The sequence below is a fragment of the Helicobacter pylori genome, from assembly GCF_003637685.1.
Taxonomy (GTDB): domain Bacteria; phylum Campylobacterota; class Campylobacteria; order Campylobacterales; family Helicobacteraceae; genus Helicobacter; species Helicobacter pylori_CJ.
Genome location: NZ_MVWW01000008.1, coordinates 20,612 through 37,168, shown reverse-complemented (window position 1 = coordinate 37,168; position 16,557 = coordinate 20,612). Strand labels below are relative to the sequence as shown.

Sequence of the window (16,557 nt, the reverse complement as noted above, 5' to 3'; positions counted from 1 at the left end):
CTAAAAGCGGATTTTCTTATATTCCAATCAATTGGATAAGGGTACCCCCTACTTAAGGCGTCGCATCAAAAACCACGCTAATCCCATTTTTTAAAATGATAGGGTTTTTCACATCAGTGATATGGATAAAACGAACGCCATCAAGCAAATTAAGAGCGATTTCTTGTTGTTTGTTTTCTTTAGCAATGATTTGAATGATCTTTAAGTTTTCATCATAAAAAATGATTTTGGGTTGCCACAAAGGGTTATTAGAGCTTATTTTTAAATACGCGTTTTGATTCACGCTCAGCCAGTATTTCCCGCTCGCTTCCTTAAACTCCACAGGATCGCTACTCAAAACTAAGACTCTCGCATTAGGGAGCTTGACTTCTTGTAAAGAAAAATCGTATTCCCACTCTTTCAAGGATATGCGCCTAATATCCACAAAATCAAAACCATGCCTTTTCATCGTCTCTATCAAAATGTTAGGGTCTAAAACATATTCCGTTTTAAGCTCGTATGAAAAAACATTCTCTCCTGAAGAGCTTTGCATTTTAATAGGCAAAACATACGAATACCCCATCATGCTCAAAGAATTATTGATGCTTTTGGCAAACGCTAGGGGATTGCTTGAAGCCTTGAAAGTGATTTTCAACATGCTTGGCTTGTCAAAATTAAAAGACAAAAGCCCGTTTTCTTTGAGAGTGTTAAGCAGTTTCAAGGAATCCAAACGCCCCATTACATAGAAAGCCTTACGATTTTTAAACAAACGCTCTAAAAAAAGCTTGTTCGTATGATAAGCTCGCTCCCCCATTAAATTCTCAACCTTATCGTTTAAAGCGTCAGCGTTTAATAGCGTTCCTCCAACAATAAAAGCTAAAAAAAGGTTTTTCATTGCTGGAATTCTTTGTATTGGGCCTCGTTGATGAGCGTTAAGCCTTTATTTGGCTCGTATAAAAATCGTTTGGTTTTGCCATCGTTATATTCTTGTTCTTGATGGTTGTTTTTAAGGCTAAGATGCCCATGCCCAAAACGCAACAACAAGCGGTGGTTTTTGGTTTCTAAAGAATAATTTTTTTTAAAAACCTTTTGAAAGGAGTTTTTTTTCTCATCTAAATCAATCACTTCTACCCAAATATCTTTTTTAGGGATAATATAAATGGTATTAGGATCTTCTTTGATCGCTTCTTTTTCTTGCTTGTCTTGTTCTTTTGGTTTTTCTTCTAGTTTAGGTGTTGGCTCTGGCTTGTTTTCTTCTGTAGGATTAGCTTTATTGAAAAAACTCTTTTTAGTGCCGGATTTAATAGCGCTTTCTTGCCCTCTTTCTTCTTTTAAAGAAGAGCTGTTTTGAATGATAACGACTGCCAAAATAATGACAACCACCCCTAAAACCAAAACAAAGGGTTTCCATTTGGAAGATTTTTTGGATAATGAAGTATTGGCCTGATTGATGCTATAATCTATCTCAACTTTCAAAGGGTTTTTTGTTTTTTCTTCAGGGTCTGTTTCTTGATTTTGCTCTTCGCTCACACCCTCTTTAAAAGCACACGCCTTATCAAATTCTTTCATCCATGCACTCAAATCAATTTCATACTCACGCTCTAAAATCTGTATAAAACCCCTAGCATGCACCCTTGATAAAGACTCATAACGCTTTTCCAGTATATAGTTGATATTTTTAGAAGCGATTTTAGTCGCTTTGTAAATTTCTTGTATGCCAATCTCTCTTAAAATCTGCAAATTTTTATCTAAATTTTTAAGCGATAATTCTTCTAAAGCCGCACCAGAAATATCTTTAGAAATGTTTTGAACATCAGAAAGATCTAAATTTTCTAAACTTTTTTTATTCTGTTCCATTCAATTGACCACCTAGTTGATTTTATCCATTAAGATCCCTGCTGCTACGCTCACATTGAGCGAATCAAAATCTCTTCGCATCTTTACACTCAATATAGTGTCCATTTTAGCAAGGATTTTTTTAGACAACCCCTCATGCTCGCTCCCCAAAAAAAGAGCGCATTTTTTTAAGGACAGATTTTCTACTTGGCTAGAGCCTTGCATGCTCGCGCCCAAACATAAAAACCCGCTCGTTTTCAATTCATTGATTAAATCCAGCGTGTTAGGCATAACGCTAAAAGGCAAATCATACATAAGCCCCAAGCTGGATCGCACAATCCCCTCATAAGCCAATTCTTTAGCAAAATCCAAAATAACGCCATCCATTCCTAAGCAATACGCGCTCCTAAAAATCCCCCCAATATTCCCCACATCCGTAATGCCGCAAAGCACCAAAAGTTTTTGAGCTTTTTTAATTTCTTTTAAAGAAGTAGCTAATGGCAATTCCACCTTAGCTAAAACCCCTTGATGATTGCCCCCCCTAGCCAAGCTTTGCGCTTTTTTATTATCCACTTTGATGGTATTAGGGCATGCTTTTTTGAGCGCGAAAAAAAGCTTTTTGTCTATTTCTTTGGAAAGATAGATTTCTTGCAATTTTTCTTGATGAGAGTTTAGAATATGCATAATCACCTGCTTGCCATAAATTACTGCTTGCATGCTAAACCCCTTTTATTGATCTTTTTATTCTAACAAACGCTGGCTATAAAGCTCTTTAGCGTTTTTTTGCGTCATAGCGGCTTCAATTTTAGCCTTAATTTTAGGAGGCAAATCCAACTCCAATAACGCCGATAGCCCCATGCAAGGCTCTATTTTTTTCTCGTTCAAAAGCACTAAAACCCACTCCCCTTGGATATTGCTTTTTTGCAACCGCTCTGTGATTTGAGAAACCTCTCCTAAATAATACTGCTGGTGGAGTTTGGTAAGCTCCTTAGCCACAAACAAATGCATGCCTTGAGCCAAATCGTTTAAATCCTTTAAAGTCTCTAACAATCGGTGCGGGCTTTCGTAAAAAACCACCGGGGTTTTTTCTTCCAAATACGCCAAAGCGTTTAAAATTTTAGCGATTTTTAAACGCCTTTCCTTACTCTTATGGGGTAAAAAGCCAGCATAAAAAAACCGCCCTTCTAAAAACCCGCTCGCACAAAACGCTGTAGTGAGCGCATTAGCCCCAGGCAAAACATCGTATTGGATGTTGTGTTTTAAAGCGTAAGCGGCTAAACTCATGCCTGGATCGCTCAAACTTGGCATGCCCGCATCACTCATCACAGCGATTTCTTTGTCAAAAAAAGAAGGCTCTATTTGGTTTAAAAATTCCTGGTCATTGTGAGAATGGAAAGCGATAAACTCCCTTTTTTTAGCAGCGATATTAGGGAAAGAATGGCCAATAATAGGGTTTTGTGCGAGCAAGTGCAACAACCTCTTACTCACCCTTGTATCCTCGCACAAAAAAACCTCGCAACGCTCTAAAACTTCTAAGGCGCGTAGCGTAATGTCAGCGAGATTACCTATAGGAGTGGGCAAAAAATACAGCACAAAAAGCCACGCTTTTTAAAAGAATTACTTCAAGTTGTAGCGTTGCTTGAATTTCTCTACTCTCCCTGCAGTGTCAGCGATCTTATCGCTACCGGTATAGAAAGGGTGGCAAAAGCTAGAAATATCAATACGCATTTCAGGTTTGGTGCTTAAAACTTCAATTTCTTTCCCGCTCGTTACGCAAGTAACTTTGCATGGGATATATTCGGGGTGAATGCCTTTTTTCATCAAGTATCCTTTATTTTTAAATTTAAACTTAAAATTATAGCGCAAGTAACAACAAATTAAAACCACTCTAAAGTTAAAATAAAATTTGACTTTGTTAAAAAAATTATGATAGCATAGCGAAGCATTACGAAATTCAACACTTGTGGCATGGGCCACTTATTAGCATCTTTTGGTTACACTAATTTTTTAAGAATGCTTTAGCTTTTTGTATTTTTATCTTAATTGCAACAAACTAGAAATCTCTTTTTGTTAAAAGGAAATTTAATGAACGAAAACGCACCTACGCACAAAAGTTCGCACAAAGTCAAAACGCACACGCCAGTGAGCGGTTATCACATTGAAGATTTACGCACTTACCCTACTGAAAAGCTTTTAGAAATCGCTAACAAGCTCAAAGTGGAAAACCCCCAAGAATTTAAACGACAAGACTTGATGTTTGAAATTTTAAAAACTCAAGTCACGCAAGGCGGATACATTCTTTTTACCGGGATTTTAGAAATCATGCCTGATAGCTATGGCTTTTTAAGAGGGTTTGATGGGAGTTTTTCAGACGGGCATAACGATACTTATGTCAGCCCTTCTCAAATCAGGCGTTTTGCTTTAAGGAATGGCGATATTGTTACCGGTCAAGTGCGATCCCCCAAAGACCAGGAAAAATATTACGCCCTTTTAAAAATAGAAGCCATTAATTACTTGCCTTCAGATGAGATTAAAAACCGCCCTTTGTTTGACAATCTGACCCCCCTATTCCCTGATGAACAAATCAAATTAGAATACGAACCCACTAAAGTTACCGGCAGAATGCTGGATTTATTCAGCCCTGTGGGGAAAGGTCAAAGGGCTTTGATCGTTGCGCCGCCAAGGACCGGGAAAACGGAGCTGATGAAAGAGCTCGCCCAAGGCATCACTTCTAACCACCCTGAAGTGGAATTGATTATCCTTTTAGTGGATGAGCGCCCTGAAGAAGTTACGGATATGCAACGAAGCGTTAAGGGTCAAGTTTTTAGCTCCACTTTTGATTTGCCCGCCAACAACCACATAAGAATCGCTGAATTAGTCTTAGAAAGGGCTAAAAGGCGAGTGGAAATGGGTAAAGATGTGGTGGTTTTATTAGATTCTATCACCCGTTTAGCAAGGGCGTATAACGCTGTAACGCCCTCAAGCGGTAAGGTTTTAAGTGGGGGCGTGGATGCGAACGCCTTGCACAGACCCAAGCGCTTTTTTGGAGCCGCAAGGAATATTGAAGAAGGCGGGAGCTTGACGATTATCGCTACGGCGTTGATTGAAACGGGATCTAGAATGGATGAGGTGATTTTTGAAGAATTTAAAGGCACTGGGAATAGCGAAATCGTTTTAGCGAGGAATATCGCAGACAGGCGCATTTACCCGGCCTTTGATATTTTAAAATCCGGCACACGAAAAGACAATATCTTGCTTGGCAAAGACCGCTTGACTAAAGTGTGGGTTTTAAGGAATGTGATGCAACAAATGGACGACATAGAAGCCTTAAGCTTTGTGTATTCTAAAATGCAACAAACTAAGGACAATGAAGAATTTTTAAATTTAATGAATGAAAAATAAAATCCCTCATTAAATCCCATTAAAAATAGTGTCATGAAAATAGGCGTTTTTGATAGCGGTGTGGGAGGGTTTAGCGTTTTAAAAAGCCTTTTAAAAGCGCAATTATTTGATGGAATCATCTATTATGGCGATAGCGCTAGAGTGCCTTATGGCACTAAAGACCCCACCACGATCAAGCAATTTGGCTTAGAAGCTTTGGATTTTTTCAAACCGCACCAGATTGAATTATTGATTGTGGCATGCAACACAGCGAGCGCTCTGGCTTTAGAAGAGATGCAAAAGCATTCCAAAATCCCTATTGTGGGCGTGATTGAGCCAAGCATTTTAGCGATCAAACAACAAGTGGCAAATAAAAACGCCCCTATTTTAGTGCTAGGGACAAAAGCGACGATTCAATCCAACGCTTATGATAACGCCCTGAAACAACAAGACTATTTGAATGTTTCGCATTTGGCCACTTCTCTTTTTGTGCCTTTGATTGAAGAAAGTATTTTAGAGGGTGAATTGTTAGAGACTTGCATGCGTTATTATTTCACTCCCTTAAAGATCTTACCTGAAGTGATTATTTTAGGTTGCACGCATTTTCCTTTAATCGCTCAAAAAATTGAGGGCTATTTTATGGAGCATTTTGCCCTTTCAACGCCCCCCCTACTCATCCATTCGGGCGATGCTATTGTGGAATATTTGCAGCAAAAATACGCTCTTAAGAAAAATGCACACGCATTCCCTAAAGTGGAATTTTATGCGAGCGGTGATGTGATCTGGCTAGAAAAACAGGCTAAGGAATGGCTCAAATTGTAAAAGGACTTGACATGTTTAAAGATTTTTATCGCACCACCCTCTCTTTTTTAAAGCCTTTATTGCTTTTATTGGGTTTATTGTTGTCATTTTCGCTTTGTATGGCTGATGAATATATTAGCATAAGTGATGATTGGGATGAAAGGGCGCGAAATCAGTGGGATGAAATTGCACGAAATCATAAGACATATTATTTTGAAAATGGTTTAGACCATTTTAATCAAGGCCAATACAAACAAGCCTTTAAAGATTTTAAATTGGCGCAAGAATACAGCATTGGGCTTGGCAGTGTTTATTTAGCCAAAATGTATTTGGAGGGAAAGGGCGTGAAAGTGGATTACAAAAAAGCGCAATTCTATGCAGAAAACGCTATCAAAGGGTATGGGAGTGGGTTATTAGGGGGCGCTTTAATTTTAGGATACATGCAAGCAAAAGGCTTAGGGATGAAAAAGGATTTGAAACAAGCGCTTAAGACTTACAGGCATGTGGTTCGCATGTTTTCTAATAAAAGCACAAATTTTGTTAACAAATTTGGATCAAACCTTGCGGAATTTACTAGTATGCTTATTGGATCGCGATTCATTGATCTTTCAGGTTTGAGCGCGAATCCTATAAAATTTGGAAAAAAGTTTGGAATACTTGTTATGAAATCCACTCAAATCAAAGATAAGACACTTCTTTGGGAAGATATTGCTGAAATTTCAAGCAATATTATTTTACTCAGACAACAAATGGGGGAGATCCTTTATAGAATTGGGATCGCTTATAAAGAAGGGCTTGGCACTAGAAAGAAAAAGGACAGGGCTAAAAAATTCCTGCAAAAATCCGCAGAATTTGGCTATGAAAAAGCCATGGAAGCTCTATAGTTTTTAATCAAACTTGTATCAAAGCTTTAAGGATTAGAAAAATCCGCTTAGATTACCCTCATTAAAACAGAGCCTTATTTTTCTTATTTTTCCATTATAATAGACACTTGATTGTTTTCAATCTCTATATAGAGTTCTTTTTGAGAATTGGAGCTATAAGAGAGCTTGTTGTGTTGGTAGGCTTTATAATCTTGGTCAAACACCACATAAAACAAGCGTTTGTTTTGAGAGTTGGGGTAAGGGATCACATTGATAGAGGAAAAAGCGATATTCTTTTTTTCATTTTTTGCAAACACCCTTTTTTTATACTCTTTAAAAGCGTTGAATTTCATGCCGTCATAGCGAGTGAAATTGGGGTTATAAAAACGCATGTAGCGTTCAAAATCGCCCCTAGCCCAGGCTTCTTTCCATTGGAAAAGGGAGCTTAAAATCATGCTCAATTCTTCTTTGGTGCTAGGAGAAAACTTGTCTTCATAGGTGATAAGGAACGCTTTTTCGCCTTTTAACACCTTATCATAAGAGCTTAAAAGCGGATTTTCAATCGCAATACAGCCCTTGGTGTTCAATTCATTCCTATCACCATTTAAAGGCATTCCATGCACCCAAATGCCATGCCCGGTGCGTTTTTTCAAGGTGTCATACAAATTAGGGTAATTCGTTACAAAAGCCAAAACGCCATAATATTGATCCAAACGCTCTAATTTCTGCGTGATACGATACACTCCAATAGGCGTAGCCAAATCGCCCTCTAAAGTTTTATCGCCTTTTTTAGAGCCTACAAGGGCTTTAGAGCTGTTGATTTTTTTAAGCATGTTATTGTCTATTTCATAAAACTCCAAACTGGGCTTGGATTTATCCGCTACAAATAAAAACTGCCTGTTTTGATAATAGCCAAAATCCGTATCCTTATTTTGAAGCTCTTCTGCCCAAAAAGATTTATCCGCTAAATAAGAATCTAGCTTTTGACCCACCACTTCCAAGCCTTGTTTTTGATAAAGGCGCATGATTTCTAACAAACGATCACTAGCATTCAATCCCACAAACCCCATTAACAGCACCGGTAATATTTTTTTCAATCCATACCCCTTTTATGGATATAGCCCAGTTTTTGCAAGCTCTTTTCTTCCTTACTCCATGATTTTTGAGCGATCACTTGCAAGTTTAAAAAAACCTTTTTTTCGCCCACTTCTTGCATTTTTAATCTAGCGCTAGTCCCGATGCGTTTGATATTCACCCCGTTTTTGCCTATCACGATTTTTTTTTGGCTTTCTTTTTCTACGATAATGCGCGCATACACCTTGTCTATGCGTTCTTCTTCTATAAATTTATCAATCATCACATCGCTTTCATAAGGGATTTCATCGCTCAAAAAATCAAACAAACTCTCCCTAATGATTTCCTTATAAATATCGCGCATTTTTTCATCGCTCATCAAATCCTTTTCAAAAAGCCATACGCTAGGGCTTAAATGCTTGCTGATGCATTCTAAAAGCGTGTTTAAATTTTGAGATTTTTTCGCGCTCAAAGGCACTAGGGCTAAAAATTGCGAATCGTATTGTTGATACTCTTGTAATTTTTGCAAAACTTGCTTATGCGTGGCCATATCAATCTTACTCAAAGCCAAGATATGGGGTTTTTGGCACAAACTCAAAAACTCTTCATAGCCTTTTAAATCATCATGCACAGAAGCTAAAAAAACGCACAATTCAGCATCGCCCATCGCCTTTAAAGCCTGTGAGAGCATGCACTGGTTGAGTAATTTTTCTTGATGATGGAGCCCTGGTGTGTCTAAAAAAATGATCTGGCTCTCATACCCTTCTTTATCTTTAAAAGGCACGATGCATTTCATCAATTTTCTGGTCGCATTAGCTTTATGCGAAACAAGGGCTAAATGAGCGTTTAATAAAGTGTTTAAAAGAGTGCTTTTTCCAGCGTTTGGTTTGCCTATAAGAGCTACAAAGCCCGCCTTAGTTTTCATTATAAAATATACTTCACCAAATTTTCATCAGCCACTAAATCCTCTAGCTTGGATTGAACCAATTCTTTAGTGATAGTAACCTTTTGCCCCGAATAATCCTCCGCTTCAAAACTAATGTCTTCTAGCACTTTTTCAATGGTGGTGTGCAACCTTCTAGCGCCTATGTCTTCGCTTTTTTGATTGGCGTTATAAGAAAGTTTGGCTAACTCTTTGATCGCATCGTCTTCAAACGCAATTTCTACGCCTTCCACTTTTAAAAGGGCTTGGTATTGCTTGATGATAGAGGTTTTAGTTTGGGTTAAAATCATATACATGATTTCTTCGGTTAAATTCTCTAACTCCACCCTTAAGGGGAAACGCCCCTGCAATTCAGGGATCAAATCGCTTGGTTTAGAAAGATGAAAAGCCCCTGCTGCAATGAATAAAATATGCTCTGTTTTAATAGAACCATACTTCGTATTCACCACACTCCCCTCTACAATCGGCAACAAATCCCTTTGAACCCCCTCTTTACTGGGATCTTGACGGCTTCCTTCTTTAGAGCTGACAGCAATCTTATCAATTTCATCAATAAAAATCACCCCTGAACTTTCCGCGCGCTTCAAACCCTCCATTTTAATGGCTTCGCCATCTAAAAGCGTGTCGCTAATTTCTGCTTTTAGGGCTTCTTTAGCCTCTTTAACGCTTAAAGTTTTTTTGACTTTATCCTGTTCTTTATGGAAAACCTTAATCAAGTTTTCTTGAACCCTTAAAATTTCAGGCGGCACATTAGAATCAATCTCTATGCTTTTTTTACGCACTTCAATTTCAATTTCTCTACTATCCAACTCGCCTTGCGCGATCCTTTGTTGCATTTTTAAAAGGCTGTTAGCGTATTCTTGTTTTTTTTCTTCGCTCACGCCATTAGGCAAGGGGGGTAGGAGTTTTTTAGCGATTTTTTCTATAACCGCCTCTTCAATCTTGTCTTTTAATCTTTCTTTATGCTCATTTTCCACTAAAAGCACGCTGGTATTGACTAAATCCCTTACCATAGACTCCACATCACGCCCCACAAAACCCACTTCTGTGTATTTGCTCGCCTCCACTTTCACAAAGGGGAGTTCCATGATTTTTGCTATTCTTCTTGCGATTTCAGTTTTACCCACGCCAGTAGAGCCAATCATTAAAATGTTTTTAGGCGTGATTTCTTCTTGTAAGGATTTTTCCAGTTGCAAACGCCTGTAACGATTCCTAAAAGCGATAGCGATAGACTTTTTAGCTTCCTTTTGCCCAATGATGTATTCATCCAAATAAGCGACAATTTCTCTTGGGGTCATATTCAATTTAGACATTAAAGCTCCAAAATTTTAATATTCGTGTTGGTGTAAATGCAAAGATCCCCTGCGATTTTTAAGGACTCTTCTACAAGTTTTCTTGGCTCTAAATGAGCGAAATAATCCAAAGCCCTAGCCGCGCTCAAAGCAAAATTCCCCCCACTCCCAATAGCAGCGATCTTATTGTCTTCAGCTTCTAAAACATCGCCCGTGCCGCTCAAAATAAAAATGTGATCGAAGTTTAAAACGATCATCATCGCTTCCAGTCGGCGTAAATACTTATCCTTGCGCCATTCTTTGCTGAAATCCACCACGCTTTTAAACAAATCCCCTTTTTTGCTCTCTAAAATGCGTTCAAACATGTCAAACAAACTAAAAGCGTCCGCCGTGCTCCCGGCAAACCCGCTTAAAACCTGGTTGTGATACAAGCTTCTGATTTTTGTCGCATTGGCTTTGACTACGCAATTACCCAAAGTTACCTGCCCATCGCCTCCAATGAGCGCGAACTTCTTATTATCAAATTCCCCTCTATAGCCCAAAATCGTTGTCGCTTCAAACATTTTCTACTCAGCCACCACATCAATTTTAAACACGCCCGCAATTCCTAATCCAAGCTTGACTTCAATCTCATAAATTCCTGTGCTTTTAATCGGGTGTTTGAGCTCAATATCTTTTTTATCTAAATCTAAACTCGCATGCTGCTCTTTCAAACGCTCCGTGATTTCTTCCTTAGTGATCGCTCCAAATAAAGAGCCGTTCGCGCCGACTTTTTTATGGATAGTCAGCGTGATGGTCTGTAAAGTTTCTACCATTTGCAATTTTTGCGCCTTTTCTAGGGCTTCTTTTTCCGCTTTCTTTTTAACTTCGGCTTTGTATTTGTTGATCACTTCGTTAGTGGCAAGTTTGGCTTTTTGGTTAGCGATTAAAAAGTTATTCCCATAGCCATCTTTAACCTCACACACTTCACCCGCTTTGCCTAAATTTTTCACATCTTCTAATAATAGAACTTTCATCATATCCCCTTTAAGTTGTAAGTAATTTGTAATTATACTCTTTATTTTAATAAGTTGGGTTTTTATTGCCTATTCCTACCACCCATCTGTTTTTCTAAAGCCTGTTTGATCAATCCCAAACAATAAGGGATATTCTCTTTTGTTTCTAACTTTACTTCCACATCTCCAACACCCCAATGACCGGTTTTGGAAACATCTCTAATTTTTAGTTTTTCCTCTATTTCATCTTGTAACTCAGAAAAATCTATCTTTAAATACAGATTTAATCCATATTTTAAGGGAACAATACTCACAAAAATGGTGCCATGCTTATAGGTTATGTAATGTTTCATAAAATTTTCAGTTATCCTTTCATCAAGGGCTTTAATCTCTTTTCTTAAAATATCAAACAATTCCCTTGAATCAGAGCTAAACTTATAGGAGCTTAAATCATAAGCCTTTAATGTTTCAGGGTCTAGCTTTGGATAAGTCCAAATCTTTAAAGCCCAATCCGCTAAATCATTAGCTCTTTCTTTAATCTCTTTTTCGCCAAAAGGTTCCAAATCTTTCAAACTTTGATTGAGTCTCAATGGGCTTTGTTTGAAGCCGTTTTCCATATCTCTTTTTTCTTGGAAAGAATTGTTGCTATACTCAGAGTTATAGCCGGTTAGAGTGAGATTCCCTATTGTGTGGAGGTATTTCTCGTGTATCGCTTTAAAATTTTCACCCAAATCCCTTTTCCATTTTTCTGTGAGTGTTTGAGGCATGATGTGCTCAGTAGTGCATTCCTTAGTATTGACCGGCTCTTTTGTGTCAAAATTTTCTAACCTTTTAAGAAAGTATTCCCTTTTTTTAAAATTATAAAAATCTCTCGTGATAAAAAGTTCTTTAAATTCATCATCGTTTGGAAATCTTTGACCCCCTGTTAGCGACCCAAAATGCTCCTCCACGCTTTTAAGGTATTGCTTTTTATCGATCTTTTTTGTAAAAGGGGGAAAGAATTTATTGAGACCATCTGATCCAAACCCACACACCATCCTTCTGCAAAGATAACTCTCTGTTAAAGCGATAATAGGGATAAAATCTTGCTTGGATAAAACGCCATCCTTATAATCGCTATAAAGCTCTAGTAATAGCGGATACATCACATCCATCTCTAAATCCACCAAAAAACTTAAAGCCTTGTTTAAATCTTTATCGTCTTCTTTTTTGAATGCGATCTGGCAAAAATACCCGCAATATTTTTGCAAATCTTTTAATAAATCCTCTATGTTTATCCTCTCTTTTTGCTGGTAATCCTTGAAAGCTTTATAAACTTCTTTCTCATTGGGAATTTTTCCTGTTTTGATCGTGAGGTAATGCCGGACAAACCGATTAAACAAATCTTTATTTTGTTTAGACGATTTTTTATTTTGTTTAAACAATGTTTCATTTTGTTTAAAATCCTTCTCCATAGCCCTCCAGTATTGATTATAAAAATCTTCCTGTTTTTCAACCTCTGTTTCCATGACGATATAGTTTCTGATCAAATCCGTTTGCGTGAGTTCGATACCTTTTGAGTTCATGCTCTCAAAAATAAGTTGAGGATCATCTTTCCCTTTTTCTAAAGCAATCCAAACTATCATGAGTTTTTCTAATCCTTTACAAATCGTTTCTAGTTTGTCGGTGTTTTCACTGATCCATTTTTCAAACAATTCAAAATTTTCCACTATTTTTACTGAAGGCTCGCTCGGCTTTCTCTTGTTTTCATCAATCAAAGACAGCAAAGTGTCTCTATCAGACTCTGAAAGATGAGTCTGAATTTCTTATCGCCGTCTTTATTGCTGTTAATAAGATAGCTCTCTGTTTCTTTACGCGAAAATTTTTTCAAAATTTTAACTTCATCGCTTAGATGATTCCTTAAAGCGATGAATAAAAGCGTGATAGTGGTGAGCCTTTGTTGGCCGTCAATGATGAGTAATGGGCTAGAGTGCGTATTACCATCTAGCACATACAAAATGGAGCCGATAAAATGCCCATTCATCTTATTATTCCCACCAATTTTTATAATATCATCCCATAATTGTTTGCATTGTTCCTTTTTCCAACTATACACCCTCTGATAGATGGGGATGACAAATTGATTGTTTTGATTTTCTTCAAAAAATCCTAATAGTGTGGTGGCTTTTGCGTCCATAATAACACTCCTTAATTTAGCGGATTTTATCGCATACATCTTAATCAAACTTGATACAAATTCTACTTTTTTACCCCATAAATGCTATAATCACCCCTATCAATCAAACTCAATTCATAATAATTAAAGGTGGTTAATGATAGTAAGAACTCAAAATAGTGAAAGCAAGATCAAAGAGTTTTTTGAATTTTGCAAAGAAAATGAAGTGGAATTTGTGGATTTTAGATTCAGCGATATTAAAGGCACTTGGAATCATATCGCTTATTCTTTTGGGGCTTTAACGCATGGCATGTTTAAAGAGGGGATCCCTTTTGATGCGAGCTCTTTTAAAGGCTGGCAAGGCATTGAACATTCCGATATGATTTTAACCCCCGATTTGGTGCGTTATTTCATTGACCCTTTTAGCGCGGATGTGAGCGCGGTCGTGTTTTGCGATGTGTATGATGTGTATAAAAACCAGCCTTATGAAAAATGCCCTAGAAGTATCGCTAAAAAAGCCCTAAAACATTTAAGAGATTTGGGCTTAGGCGATGTGGCTTATTTTGGCGCGGAGAATGAATTTTTTATCTTTGATTCCATTAAGATTAAAGACGCTTCCAATTCCCAATACTACGAAGTGGATAGCGAAGAGGGCGAATGGAATAGGGATAAAAGCTTTGAAAATGGCGTCAATTTTGGGCATAGACCGGGCAAGCAAGGAGGCTATATGCCTGTGCCTCCAACGGATACGATGATGGATATTCGCACAGAAATCGTGAAAGTCTTAAACCAAGTGGGGCTAGAAACTTTTGTCGTCCATCATGAAGTCGCACAAGCGCAAGGCGAAGTGGGCGTGAAATTTGGGGATTTAGTGGAAGCCGCTGACAATGTCCAAAAACTCAAGTATGTGGTTAAAATGGTCGCTCATTTAAACGGGAAAACCGCCACTTTCATGCCAAAACCCCTATATGGGGATAACGGGAGCGGGATGCACACCCATGTGAGCGTTTGGAAAAACAACGAAAACCTTTTTAGCGGCGAAACTTACAAGGGCTTGAGTGAGTTTGCGTTGCATTTTTTAGGAGGTGTGTTGCGCCACGCTAGAGGGTTAGCCGCTTTCACTAACGCTTCCACTAATTCTTACAAACGCCTGATTCCGGGATATGAAGCCCCGTCTATTTTGACTTATTCGGCTAATAATAGGAGTGCGAGTGTGCGCATCCCTTATGGGATTTCTAAAAATAGCGCTAGGTTTGAATTCAGGTTTCCTGACAGCTCATCAAACCCCTACTTGGCTTTTGGGGCGATTTTAATGGCAGGCATGGATGGCGTTAAAAATAAAATGGATCCCGGCGAAGCGATGGATATTAACCTTTTCAAATTGACTTTAGATGAAATCCGAGAAAAAGGCATCAAACAAATGCCCCACACTTTAAGGCGATCGTTAGAAGAAATGCTAGCCGATAAGCAGTATTTAAAAGAAGGTCAGGTCTTTAGCGAAGAATTTATCCAAGCCTATCAGTCTCTTAAATTCAACGCTGAAGTGTTCCCATGGGAGAGCAAGCCCCATCCTTTTGAATTTATCACCACTTATTCATGCTAAAACAATGAGCAAATCAATAATCCCACTTTAAAAATTTAGAATAAGGCAAAAATACCTTGTTCTCAAAAAAAGTGGTTGGAAAAATTGATTTTCTTTGCTTGTTGGATAAATCTTACTTAACGCTCTTTAATCTTTAAAAATGGGGTTTTTAACTTTATTTTTATGTAAAACTCATCCCTTTAAAGGGGATAGATAGGAAGTATCTAAAATAACACCTCTCTAAAACCCCAACTAAACCCACCTAAAACCCAATATCAGTTTGATTGCTAAAATAAGGGCTATCAAAGTCTTTGGGTGTGTGGCGTGCTTCTTTCTCTATAACAGCGTCTTCAATGCAAGCGACACGCAAAGCGAGTCTCAACGCTAGCGCAACCGCCAAATAAAGACATGCCAACCACCACGCCGTTTCTAATCGTTTTCATTTTATATCCTTTTGTTTTAAAATTTTTAATAACTTACATACTTTAATCGTGCGTCTATGATAGTTAAGATTTATTATTAAACAAAAAGTAAATGAAACTCAAAATAACTGAAATAATGCTCTAAATTCCAACCAGAAAAGCTACCCTTTGTAATCTTTTCTAATTTTTGCTATAATAAAGCCCTAACTAAAATTACTCATTTTATTTTGGTTAGGCTTCTTAAATTAGAATTATAGTAAGTTTTGCCAGACTTGTGTCCTAGCCACACAAGGCAAGAGGCAAGATCAATCCTTAAAAAAACAAACCCTTCCAATACAGCTTGATTGTCAGCAATATCCCTTATAGCAGTAAAAACCCTCTAATAAGGCTAATAAAGGGCGGTGATTTCATCATAGAAGCGTGCATCTATACAAAAAAGATTCAAACATTCAACCAAACATTTCGCTAATTTCATATTTTTTAGCGGCTTTATCCTTAAGCCACAGAGCCACTTCTAAAGCCCCTTTAGCAAAAATAGATCGGTTAGTCGCCGTATGGCTAAGCTCTATGTATTCGCCCTCTAAATAAAACCCTATCGTGTGCTTCCCGGCGACATCGCCCCCCCTTAAAGCGGCTATGCCAATGCTTTCTTTAGAGCGCAAACCTTCTCTGTGGGTGATTAGGGCGTTTTTTTCATCATACCCCCTAGCCTTAGCGCAAGTTTCATACAAACTCAACGCCGTGCCGCTCGGAGCGTCTTTTTTAAGATTGTGGTGAGTTTCTATAATTTCAATATCCGCATCTTTTAATCTCAAAGAAGCTAAAAAGGCTAATTGGTTGAGCATCATAATCCCTAGAGACATGTTGTGCGCGTGCAAAAGCGGCGCTTTTAAGGCCAATTCTTGCATTTTTTCTAGCGTTTCTTTTTCTAAACCGGTCGTGCCAGAAACTAAAATTTTAGGGCATTCTAAAAGGGCCTCTAGCAAATGATCCACGCCTTTAGGTAAAGAAAAATCAATCACGCATTCGCATGCCCTCACAAACGCTTTTAAATCATTGGTTACTAAAGGGGCGTGTGAAAAAGAGCTGAAATCCGTTTCGCATTTTTGCCTAACAAACACGCTAGATAGCGCTAATCCCTTATACCCCCCTTTTAATTCTTCTAAGAGCAGTTTCCCTATGCGACCGCTCGCTCCATAAACACCGATTTTCATGCGACTTCCTTGCTTTTAAA

15 protein-coding genes and 2 pseudogenes are annotated in these 16,557 nt (G+C 38.1%); 4 read left to right on the top strand and 13 right to left on the bottom strand.

All coding sequences use genetic code 11. The features are described 5' to 3' along the window. Positions 1-52 precede the first annotated feature (52 nt). Genes EAL44_RS06340 through rpmE form a run of 5 tightly spaced genes read right to left on the bottom strand, consistent with a single transcriptional unit; the run spans position 53 to position 3,636 of the window. The gene (locus EAL44_RS06340) at positions 53-874 is read right to left on the bottom strand and encodes a hypothetical protein (RefSeq protein ID WP_121075977.1); all 822 of its coding nucleotides are present in this window, start codon (positions 872-874) and stop codon (positions 53-55) included. Beyond that, the gene (locus tag EAL44_RS06335; RefSeq protein ID WP_121075975.1) at positions 871-1,836 is read right to left on the bottom strand and encodes a sialidase; all 966 of its coding nucleotides are present in this window, start codon (positions 1,834-1,836) and stop codon (positions 871-873) included. Before EAL44_RS06335 ends, EAL44_RS06340 begins: the two co-directional genes overlap by 4 nt. A gap of 12 nt (positions 1,837-1,848) precedes the next feature. Then, complete coding sequence (gene rlmB / locus EAL44_RS06330) at positions 1,849-2,532, bottom strand: 23S rRNA (guanosine(2251)-2'-O)-methyltransferase RlmB (protein WP_121075972.1); 684 nt, start codon at positions 2,530-2,532, stop codon at positions 1,849-1,851. 24 nt (positions 2,533-2,556) lie between these two features. Then, positions 2,557-3,408 carry a 16S rRNA (cytidine(1402)-2'-O)-methyltransferase gene (gene rsmI, locus EAL44_RS06325; RefSeq protein ID WP_121075969.1) on the bottom strand — a complete coding sequence of 284 codons (852 nt, stop codon included), beginning with the start codon at positions 3,406-3,408 and terminating at the stop codon, positions 2,557-2,559. A gap of 24 nt (positions 3,409-3,432) precedes the next feature. After that, positions 3,433-3,636, bottom strand: a complete 204-nt coding sequence (gene rpmE / locus EAL44_RS06320; protein WP_000715278.1) for a 50S ribosomal protein L31 — start codon at positions 3,634-3,636, stop codon at positions 3,433-3,435. A 264-nt stretch (positions 3,637-3,900) separates the two neighbouring features. Here rpmE and rho point away from each other — a divergent pair, with 264 nt between their 5' ends. Genes rho through EAL44_RS06305 form a run of 3 tightly spaced genes read left to right on the top strand, consistent with a single transcriptional unit; the run spans position 3,901 to position 6,881 of the window. Beyond that, positions 3,901-5,217: a transcription termination factor Rho gene (gene rho, locus EAL44_RS06315; protein ID WP_121075966.1), complete on the top strand. Its 1,317-nt coding sequence runs from the start codon at positions 3,901-3,903 to the stop codon at positions 5,215-5,217. A gap of 33 nt (positions 5,218-5,250) precedes the next feature. Next, positions 5,251-6,018 carry a glutamate racemase gene (gene murI, locus EAL44_RS06310; protein ID WP_121075963.1) on the top strand — a complete coding sequence of 256 codons (768 nt, stop codon included), beginning with the start codon at positions 5,251-5,253 and terminating at the stop codon, positions 6,016-6,018. Positions 6,019-6,029: 11 nt separating this feature from the next. Beyond that, on the top strand, positions 6,030-6,881 hold the full coding sequence (locus EAL44_RS06305; protein WP_121075960.1) for an SEL1-like repeat protein: 852 nt from the start codon (positions 6,030-6,032) through the stop codon (positions 6,879-6,881). 83 nt (positions 6,882-6,964) lie between these two features. Here the strand turns inward: EAL44_RS06305 and csd6 are convergent, their stop codons facing one another. The 6 genes and pseudogenes from csd6 to EAL44_RS06275 form a co-directional block, all read right to left on the bottom strand. Next, the gene (gene csd6 / locus EAL44_RS06300) at positions 6,965-7,957 is read right to left on the bottom strand and encodes a cell shape-determining L,D-carboxypeptidase Csd6 (protein ID WP_121075957.1); all 993 of its coding nucleotides are present in this window, start codon (positions 7,955-7,957) and stop codon (positions 6,965-6,967) included. Beyond that, positions 7,954-8,859, bottom strand: a complete 906-nt coding sequence (era, locus tag EAL44_RS06295) for a GTPase Era (protein WP_162970389.1) — start codon at positions 8,857-8,859, stop codon at positions 7,954-7,956. Before era ends, csd6 begins: the two co-directional genes overlap by 4 nt. After that, positions 8,859-10,190, bottom strand: a complete 1,332-nt coding sequence (gene hslU, locus EAL44_RS06290) for an ATP-dependent protease ATPase subunit HslU (RefSeq protein ID WP_121075951.1) — start codon at positions 10,188-10,190, stop codon at positions 8,859-8,861. Before hslU ends, era begins: the two co-directional genes overlap by 1 nt. Then, complete coding sequence (gene hslV, locus EAL44_RS06285) at positions 10,190-10,732, bottom strand: ATP-dependent protease subunit HslV (protein WP_121075948.1); 543 nt, start codon at positions 10,730-10,732, stop codon at positions 10,190-10,192. Before hslV ends, hslU begins: the two co-directional genes overlap by 1 nt. A 3-nt stretch (positions 10,733-10,735) precedes the next feature. Next, complete coding sequence (rplI, locus tag EAL44_RS06280; protein WP_162970388.1) at positions 10,736-11,185, bottom strand: 50S ribosomal protein L9; 450 nt, start codon at positions 11,183-11,185, stop codon at positions 10,736-10,738. A 62-nt stretch (positions 11,186-11,247) separates the two neighbouring features. Further along, a pseudogene (locus EAL44_RS06275) lies at positions 11,248-13,340 on the bottom strand (GmrSD restriction endonuclease domain-containing protein). Between the two features lie 136 nt (positions 13,341-13,476). Between EAL44_RS06275 and glnA the strand changes: the two are divergent. Next, the gene (gene glnA, locus EAL44_RS06270; protein WP_079299647.1) at positions 13,477-14,922 is read left to right on the top strand and encodes a type I glutamate--ammonia ligase; all 1,446 of its coding nucleotides are present in this window, start codon (positions 13,477-13,479) and stop codon (positions 14,920-14,922) included. 241 nt (positions 14,923-15,163) lie between these two features. Here glnA and EAL44_RS06265 read toward each other — a convergent pair. Further along, positions 15,164-15,344: pseudogene (locus tag EAL44_RS06265) on the bottom strand (urease-enhancing factor). Between the two features lie 428 nt (positions 15,345-15,772). Further along, positions 15,773-16,537 carry a 4-hydroxy-tetrahydrodipicolinate reductase gene (gene dapB / locus EAL44_RS06260; protein ID WP_121075942.1) on the bottom strand — a complete coding sequence of 255 codons (765 nt, stop codon included), beginning with the start codon at positions 16,535-16,537 and terminating at the stop codon, positions 15,773-15,775. Positions 16,538-16,557: the final 20 nt, after the last annotated feature.